This is a genomic window from Streptomyces sp. NTD91, assembly GCF_059510455.1.
The window spans coordinates 18,932-27,550 of sequence record NZ_JCAJZW010000068.1; the positions used below are offsets into that span (position 1 = coordinate 18,932).

The 8,619-nt window shown below is 75.2% G+C and carries 3 protein-coding genes; all 3 read right to left on the reverse strand.

Annotated elements, in window-relative coordinates; translation table 11 throughout:
- Positions 1-134 precede the first annotated feature (134 nt).
- The gene (locus AC5WRT_RS36690; RefSeq protein ID WP_496101011.1) at positions 135-3,038 is read right to left on the reverse strand and encodes an AAA family ATPase; all 2,904 of its coding nucleotides are present in this window, start codon (positions 3,036-3,038) and stop codon (positions 135-137) included.
- A gap of 70 nt (positions 3,039-3,108) precedes the next feature.
- Positions 3,109-5,802: an AAA family ATPase gene (locus AC5WRT_RS36695; protein WP_496101012.1), complete on the reverse strand. Its 2,694-nt coding sequence runs from the start codon at positions 5,800-5,802 to the stop codon at positions 3,109-3,111.
- 928 nt (positions 5,803-6,730) lie between these two features.
- On the reverse strand, positions 6,731-7,945 hold the full coding sequence (locus AC5WRT_RS36700; RefSeq protein ID WP_496098483.1) for a sensor histidine kinase: 1,215 nt from the start codon (positions 7,943-7,945) through the stop codon (positions 6,731-6,733).
- Positions 7,946-8,619 lie beyond the last annotated feature (674 nt).

Below are 8,619 nucleotides of genomic sequence, written 5' to 3' on the forward strand. Positions count from 1 at the left end.
GGACGGCAGGGGCCGGGTCCGCTCGCGGCGGTGCCGTTCCGCGTGGGGCCCGCTCCGCCGCGTCCGGGCACCCCTGGAGAGGCCAGGGAACGCTCCTCGGCCCCGCACCGCCCCCCCAGGCGCACCCTGCGTCGTCACGCCGCCCCCTGGGGCCGCACGGCCTCGGGCGTGTCGTCGGGGGCGTCGGCGGCGTCGAGGAGCCCTGCCTCCGCCAGGGCGGTGACCAGGCCCGATCGGCCGGAGGTGGACATCTTCCGGTAGCAGTTCGTCAGATGTTTCTCCACGGCCCGGCGGGAGACGCCGAGGGAGTCGGCGATCGCCCGGTTGGTCAGCCCCCGGACGGCCATCTGGGCCACCAGCCGTTCCGCGGACGTCAGCGGGGTGCGGGCGGCGGTGACGCCGGCCGCCGCCGGTCCCAGCATCTCCTGCGCCCGGGCGGCGACCCGCTCCGCGCCGCACTCCACGGCCAGCTCCAGACAGCGGCGCAGCGCGGCCTCCGCCTCGGCGGCGTAACGGGGCGCCACCGCCTCCGCGAGCCGCAGCAGCACCGCGGCCCGGGTGTGCAGATCGGCCGAGTCCTCCAGCATGCCGGCGGCCTCACGCAGCAGCCTCGGCGCGGCCGCCTCGTCGCCCACCGCGGCCCGCAGCGCCAGCGCACGGCCCAGCGCCGACGGGGCGCCCCATCGGCGGGCCTGCTCCAGGTACTGCTCGGACAGCTGCTCGGCCCGGTCGGCGTCGCCGGTGCGGTGCAGGGTGCGGGCCGCCCAGTAGGCCGCGGGCACCACCAGCGGGTTGCGCCAGCCCGCCCGGTCCAGGGCGTACCCGGCGTCGAGATAGTGCTCCACCGCCGTGGACGGCTCGCCTCGGGCTTCGGCCTCCATGCCGCGGACCAGGGTCAGCAGAGCGGCGAGTTCGCAGTTCTCGTGCAGCCCGCGGAAGCGTTCCGGCACCGCGGCGACCAGCTCGGGCTCCCGCGCCCGCAGCGACACCGCGACCAGGGCCAGCGCGGACAGCATGGTGGCCTCCTCGGGGGCGACGGTGGCGCCGGCCCGCACCGCCCGTTCCCGCGCGGCCGCCAGCCGGCCCTGGGCGAGCAGCACCAGCGCCTGCTCGGCCAGCACCACCGACTCCTCCAGCCGTCCGCCCCGGCGCACGGCGTCCACCAGGGCCTTGTCCAGCCAGGGCAGCAGCCCCGCCACCGAGTCCGCGGCCACCGATATCGGCACCAGCAGCGGCAGCATCGTGTGCACGTGCGCGGCGGAGGCCGGCTCGTGGTCCAGCACCCGGTGGGCGAGCGCGCCGACGCGCGCGGCCGGCAGGCCTGCCGAGACGGTCGCCGCGTGCAGCAGGGCGACCAGCAGCTCCCGCTGCTCGCCGGTCGCCGTCGTCTCCGGCCGCTCGTCCAGACGGGACAGCCGGCCCGCGGCCGACGCCAGCACCTCCGGGTCGTTCTCGCACAGGTAGTACATCCGTGCCTGCAGGCGCTGCCGCAGCGAGCGGTGGGCGGCCGTCGGCCCGCCGGGGCCCGCGAGTCCGTCCGCCGCGCCGAGTTCGTCCGCCGTGCGCCGCAGCAGATCGGTGAGCGACAGCAGCGTGGCCGTCGGCGCGACGGGCGTCAGCGCCGTGAGCGCCGTCGCGCGGGCCAACGGGCCGGGCAGCAGCGGGAACGCCTGCGCGACGTGCCGTACGGCCACCGACGGGGCGAAGCTGCGCTCCACATGGGCCAGTTCCACCAGCAGCCCGGCCCGGGCCTCGCTGTGCGGCGGGATGTCGCGCAGCGCCCGGCGCAGATAGCGGGCGGCGGTCTCGGGCGCCCCGCGCCGTACGGCGGCGTCGGCGGCGCGCCGCAGCACGGCCACCGCGTCGCCGTCCAACTGCGCGGTGGCGGCAAGGAGATGCCCGGCGACCCGTTCAGGCGCGCCGCCCCGGTAGCGCAGCAGCGCGGCGGCCCGCAGATGCAGGTGGTTGCGCTCGTCCGGGGAGGTGCCCTCGTCGATGACCTCGTGCACCGCCCGGTGGGCGAGCCGCAGGGTGTCCTGCCGGGTCACCAGTGCCAGCCGCCGCAGCCGCCACAGGCTCTCGTCGAGGTCCACCGGATCGAGCCCGGCGAGTTCGCCCACCACCTGTCGGTCGGCGTCGTCGCCGAGGACCATCAGCGCCCGGGCCGCGGCGAGCACGTACGGCGGCTGTTCCCGCAGGCACTGCAGGAGTCTGCGGCGCAGCGCCGGCGGCACGATCGCCGTCACCGCGGACGCCTCGGCGGCCACTGGCGCGAGGCCGCGGGTCTGGCACTCCTGCAGCAGCGACACCAGGTGCAGCGGATTGCCCCGGGTGGCCTCGTGGCACGCCGCCGTGAACTCCGGCTCCGCCGGCACGCCCAGCCGCTCCAGCAGGAGCCCGTCGACGGAGGCCGGGCCGAGCGGCGCGGGCAGCAGCGTGTGCTCGGCGGCGGCGAGCGGCCGCACCCCCTCCCGCTCCGCCGCGGGCTCGCCCTCGCAGAGGGTGACCGCCACCAGGATCCGCCGGTGCGTGACCTGCTTGACCAACTGGTCCAGCCACTGCAGCGATTCCTCGTCGGCCCAGTGCACGTCGTCGACGAGGAGCACCGGCACCCGGTCGTGGGTCATGTTCTCCACCATCGACAGCAGCGCCCGCACCGCCGTCGCCGCGCGCTGCCGACCTGACTCCGCGTCGCCCTGGAGGAGGGCGAGGGCGGGCCGCGCCGGCCCGGAACACCAGCGGGCCACGAACGAGCCGGACGTCAGCACCGGCTCCAGCAGCTGCCGCGTCACCCCGAGGGAGAAGTCGCGCTCGGCCGGGGCGGCGTACGCCCGCATCACCAGGGCGCGGGGCGGGGCCGCCGCACCGGCCGGCGGACCCGCGGTGAGCCGTGCGGCCAGTTCTCCGATCTCCGTCAGCAGCGCGGACTTGCCGATGCCGGGCGGGCCGCTGATCACGATGAGCGATCCGTTGCCGTGCTGGGCGAGCCGCAGGGCCTCGGCCGCCACCTTCAGTTCGTTCTGCCGCTCGAGCAGCATGCCAGCGGCCTCCTTGCGCGGTGTGGTTGAGCATGGGGGGTGGATGGAGAGGAGCGTCCGTCGGTGAACGTCAGGTCGCACGTGCGCGGTCGCTCAGCCGCCGGACCGCGGACGCGGGGACGTCGGCCCGGGTCGACGGGTGCAGCCCGGCCGTCTCCCGGGCGACGAGGGTCTGCGCGAACCGGCGGGCCGCGGGCGTACGGCCGAGCCGGCGCAGCGCGCTTTCGGTGAGCCGGGCCGCCTGCGGGGCGGGGGAGGCGAGGCCGCGGCGCAGCTCGGTCCAGGCGAGCGCGGACTCGGTGCCCCAGCGCTCGGCCAGCCGCAGCTCCTCCGCGAACAGCTCGGCCGCCCGGTCCTCGTCGCCGCAGCCGAGATGGGCCAGCGCCGCGAGCGAACGCCACGCCAGCAGCGCCGGGTTGCGCCAGTCGCGCGCCGACAGCCGTCGGCCGCACTCCTCGGCCTCGGCCAGCGCCTGGCGGGGCCGCCCCCGGCACAGCATGAGCTGCGCACGGCTGTACAGCAGCTCGGACCACGCGCTGCCCTCCTCGGCGCCCGGCGGCAGCTCCTCGGCGGCCAGCCGGTCGGCCTCGGCGAACCGCTCCCGGGCGATCAGCACACGGATCTGCGCCGCCCGCAGCTCGGTCAGCCGGGTGGGATGCCACACGTGCGGCGGCGCCAGCGAACGGCAGGCGGCCAGGTCGCGCTCGGCCGTCTCGGGGTCGCACGCCCGCAGGTTCAGCCGCGCCCGCAGCAGCAGGCCCGTCGCGACGACCGTCGGGCTGGCCCGCTTGCCCGCCTCGGCGAGCGTGGCGTCCAGAGCGTCGCGCGCCGTGCAGTGCGCGTCCGCCAGCGACAGCACACAGACCGCGGTGAACCGGGGGAACAGCGGCCCGTCGAGCGGCGCCCGCAGCACCTGGAGGCCCATCTCCCGTACGGCGGCGGCGTCGTGCCCCCGCATCGCCTGCCGCCACGCGTCGGCCGCCGAGGCCACCGGATCGGGTCCGGTGTCCGCCGCGCCGAGCGCGGGGGCGGCGAGGACTTCGCGTGCCGCGCTCGCCGTGGCGGGTCCCCCGGCGTGGCGTGCGCGCCCTGGACGACCCCGCCCGCCCGGGCCGCCGTGCCGTACGGGGCCCTCGCCGCCCCAGCACCCGCCCCCGGCCGGACGCTCCGGTGGTACGGCGTCCACCCAGGAGGCGCCCTGCGCCCACCGCAGCAGGTGCGCCGTCCGGTCGCCGCCGTCGGCACAGGAGAGGAGCGCAGGCCGCGCGCCGTCGCCGTCGTACGACGGGACCGGCGCCGCCGATGTGCACACCGGCTCCCCGCGGGCGAGGACGAGGTCGGTGGCGGCGGCGCGCAGCCGCAGGCCGGGCGGCGCCCCGGACAGCAGCTCGCCGATCCGCACCTGCGCCGCCTCCGGCGCGGTCACCGCGTAGGCCTCGGCGGCCTCCAGCAGCACCTCGGCGCGCTCCGTCCCGGTGAGCGGCTCGCGCAGCGTACGCTCCAGCAGTTCGGCCGCCTCCGCGTGCCGGCCCCGCACGAGTCGCAGCTGGGCGGCGCGCCGCAGCACCGAGGGCACCCAGGGGTCGCCCAGCGGCCCGGTGCTCATCAGCACCGTGGCCACGTCCTCCTCGGCGGCGTCGCACCGGTGGGCCCAGCGGGCCGCGTCCGCACGCAGCCGGGCCCGGGCCTCGGCGGGCATCCCGGTCAGCACGGAGGCGGTGCGCTCCGTGAGCGCGGGCCGCGGCGGGTCACCGAGGTCGATCAGCCCGTGCGCCCTCAACTCCCTGAGTGCTCGGGGCACTTCGGACGCGTCCAGGCCGACGAGCGCGGCCACCCGGTCCACGGGCACCAGTCCCCGGCACACCAGCAGGCCGCGCAGCAGCGTCAGCGGCGCCTGGGCGAGACGCGCGATGGTCTGGCCCGCCAGCTCCGAACGGGCCGTCTCCATCCCCTCGGCGAACGCCGCCCTGAACTGGGCGGCGGTCATCTCTCCCGGCTCGCGACGCAGTTCGTCCAGGACCCGCCGCAACAGCCAGGGGCTGCCCCGGCTGATCCGGGCGGCGTGATCCCACCACGTATCGCGCGGCCCGGCCGGCTCGGGCAGTCCCGTCGCGGTGAACAGCGAGCGGACCTCCGGCGCGCCGAGCGGCCCCAGCTCCAGCAGCAGGCCTCCGCCGTCCTGGCAGAACGCCGCCTGGTCGACCAGCGGGGCGCAGTGGTCGGGGAACTCGCCGCCGGTGCCGGTGACGGTCATCAGCACACCGAGCGGCGCCGAGGCGAGCCGCCGCAGCAATCCCCCGATGACGTCCACGGATTCGGGGTCCGCCCACTGCACGTCGTCCAGCGCGAGGAGCGTCGGCCGGTGGGCGGCGGCCAGCAGACCGCGGCACCAGCCCGCCACGCACTGCTCCTCGTACGGCGCCGTCGCCCGGGCCGCGCCGGCCGCGGCGGCGCGGGGCTGCAGCTGCGCCACGTAGCCGTACGGGGTGGGGGCCGACGACGCCGAGTCGAGTGCGGTGAACACCTGGGCCCCGACCGCGCGGGCGAAGGCGATGCCGCGCCGCAGGAGCCTGCTGCGTCCGCTGCCCGGGGCCCCGTGGAGGACGGTGACCCCCGGATGGCCGGCGGCGAGCCGGGTCACCAGGTGCACCAGCGCCGCTTGTTCGGCGTCCCGCCCGTACAGCGGCGCGAGAGAGTCCTGGGCGGACCGCTCGCGCAGCAGCCGGCCGCCGGGCACCGACGGCAGGTGGCCCATGACGCTCATCGGGGCTCACCCCCCGCAGGGTGCAAGCGCTTGCGCCTCGTGAGGGTCGGAGCGGGAGCGCCGCACCGGGCGGGCGTCGCGGCCCTGCCGGGCCGGGGGGCCGGGTTCGGTAAACGCGGGTCGGGTGCTGGGCAGCCGCGGCTCAGGGGACGAGTGGCTGACGGGGCCGGAACGGTATTCACGGTGCCACCGGATGTTCTGTGTGGGGGGCGGTCACGGTAGGGCTGACGCCGGAAGTGAAGTGACAATGGCCGACTCGGCCCGGCGTGCACAGTTGCGGGAAAAGCGCTTTCACTGCTTCGTGAGCGGTTGTCGGCACCCTGCACTTGGTTGGGCGTCGGTCACACGCACAACGTCGGCTATTATAGCTGTCAACTGTGTCGTATGTGTGAACCTCCACCCCCGGAAGAAAGCCCCGAAGGGTTGCGGAAGTAGTCCGTGACCCCCTCCGGGAAAGGGGGGACGCGTCCGTCTCGGCCTGCTTTGCTCCTGGTTCGGGCAGTTCATACCGCACCCCGCAAACGTGAACGCTGCTCGCTTTTTGCGGCCTGAGATGTCGAGGAAGCGTGAAGGAGATTCTGCCGGAACACGGGAAACGGTGCCGCAGCGGTGATCCGCCCGGCCTTCTTCGCGGGTCGGGGAATTCCGGATCCCCGAGCACCCGGTCGCATCCGTGTCAGGCACTCAGTGCCCCATGATGTGCGGGCAAGGGTTCCGGTCGCGTGAATCCAGGGAATTGCTCCATGAATTCGTGCTGTCGAATTTCTGTCAAGACTTCTCGTCGCGACCTGGCGGGACCTGTCGGGCCCGGTCCCGGCACTGTCGCGCCCCGCGACGACCCGCCGTGGACCCTGTGATGGCACCGCGGGACACCAGCGTCCGCTTCCGGCGTACCGCCCGAGCCGCGGACACCGCGTCCGGCGGGCCGTCAGGCGGGCAGCCGGATGCGGAACCAGGCGCCGCGCTCGCTCGGTTCGAGCGTCAGCGTGCCGCCGTGTGCGTCGATGATCGCCGAGGCGACGCTCAGCCCCAGCCCGTTGCCGCCGCCGGCGGCCTCCTTCGGCACCGGTGCGGTCGGCTTCTCGTCGTGCACGAACCGGTCGAACGCGCTCTCCCGCAACTCGGCCGGCACGCCGGGCCCGTCGTCGATCACCTCGATGACCCGGTGGCCGTCCTCGTTGCCCAGCCCGAGGACGGTGCGTGTGCCCTCCGGCGTGTGGTGGCGGACGTTGGCCAGCAGATTGGCGACCACCTGGTAGAGGCGGTCCCGGTCGCCGACTACCGTGTACTGGCCCGGCAGGATCGTGAGCCGGATCGGATGGTGCGGCGAGGAGGCCTGCGCGTCGGCGACCGCGTCACGGCACAGCCGAGCCAGGTTCACCGGTCCGCGGTGCAGGGGCTGGCCCAGATCGAGCCGCGCGAGCAGGACCAACTCGTCGATCAGCGCCGACATGCGCCGGGTCTCGTCCGTCATCCGGTCCATGGCCACCTCGAACTTCTCCGGATCGGCCAGCCCGCCCATCCGGGCCAGCGAGACATAGCCGGAGATGGCCGTGAGAGGTGTGCGCAGCTCGTGCCCGGCGGTGGCGAGGAACTCCAGCATCCGCTGCTCCGACCGGCGCCGGCTGGCGCGCTCGCGCCGCAGCCGGACGGCCAGCCAGAGTGAGACCGCCAACAGCACGAAGATCAGCAGCAGTTTGAGGGACGTCGAAGACGCAGTACGCCGGGACGCCGAGTTCGGGGACGCGAACACGGCGCCGGCGCCGCTGCCGCCGGCATTGCGAGCGAGGGCCGGGGCGGGGGAGTCCTCATCGGGCGCTGCCCCGCCGACCGCGGAGACCGCGAGCGCCGTGTCCACATGGGACGCGGGCCGCTGCGGTGCCGGCACCGGTGTCACCCCGTGCGTGACGGGCGTGGTCTCCCGCGCGCTCTTCGGGGCGAGTCCGGTCACCTGCGACCACTGCATGTGCCGTTCGGCGTCCGGAAGTTGGGCCGAGGGAGCGTGCGCGTACGACCCGGCGGCCACGAGAACGGCGGCTGGCAGCAACGCAGCCCCGAGGACGCGCCGTACCCGCAACGCGTACGGGGGCGCGCCCCGCCGGAACGGCGGTCTGTCCAGGAGACCGTCGATGGAACACCTCACCTCCGTCCAGGTCGCGGCATGAAAGCGACGGGAAAAAGCCTTGCTGTGGCACGATACCCAAGTTCGGGGATTCGCAGGGTTTCAGAGGCTGGCTGAGATCTTTCGAAGGACAACAGAAGTTGACAGCCAGACCTTCGCAGGTGAGCCCGCGTAGACACCTCTCGTGGAGTGGTCGCGCGCACCGGCCCGGCGAGGCCGCCCGGCGAGCCTCGGCTACTGGATCGTAGTGCCCCGCGACGCTGCCGTCGCCGCGTGCGACGACAGAACGAAACACCAGTTCACTACGGCGAGTCGGGATGCGGCACCGGCTGTGGCCGGCCGGGCCTGGCCGCAGGTAGGCGTCCTCGACGCTGCCCCGCCCGGCCGCGGACCCGCGCAATGCCCGTCCGGGAAAAGCTAGGGAAATCCCTGGTTTTCCCCGTGATCCACGTGACACCCGCAGTGTGACGGTGCCCACCGCGTACGGCTCTGGACATGAGGGGACACGATGAGGCGGGGAACGGCCCCTCGCGTACGGACCGCGTGGTGCTCGCGTACGGGACGTCACGGCGCCCGCATGCGTGACGGGCGCGGCGTACCGGATACCGCGGGGCAGGCGTGCGGGACGGGATCGGCGGCCTGCGCGGGCCGAGCGCCGGCCGGTGGCAGCGGCTAGAAGTGTCCTGAAGATCTTG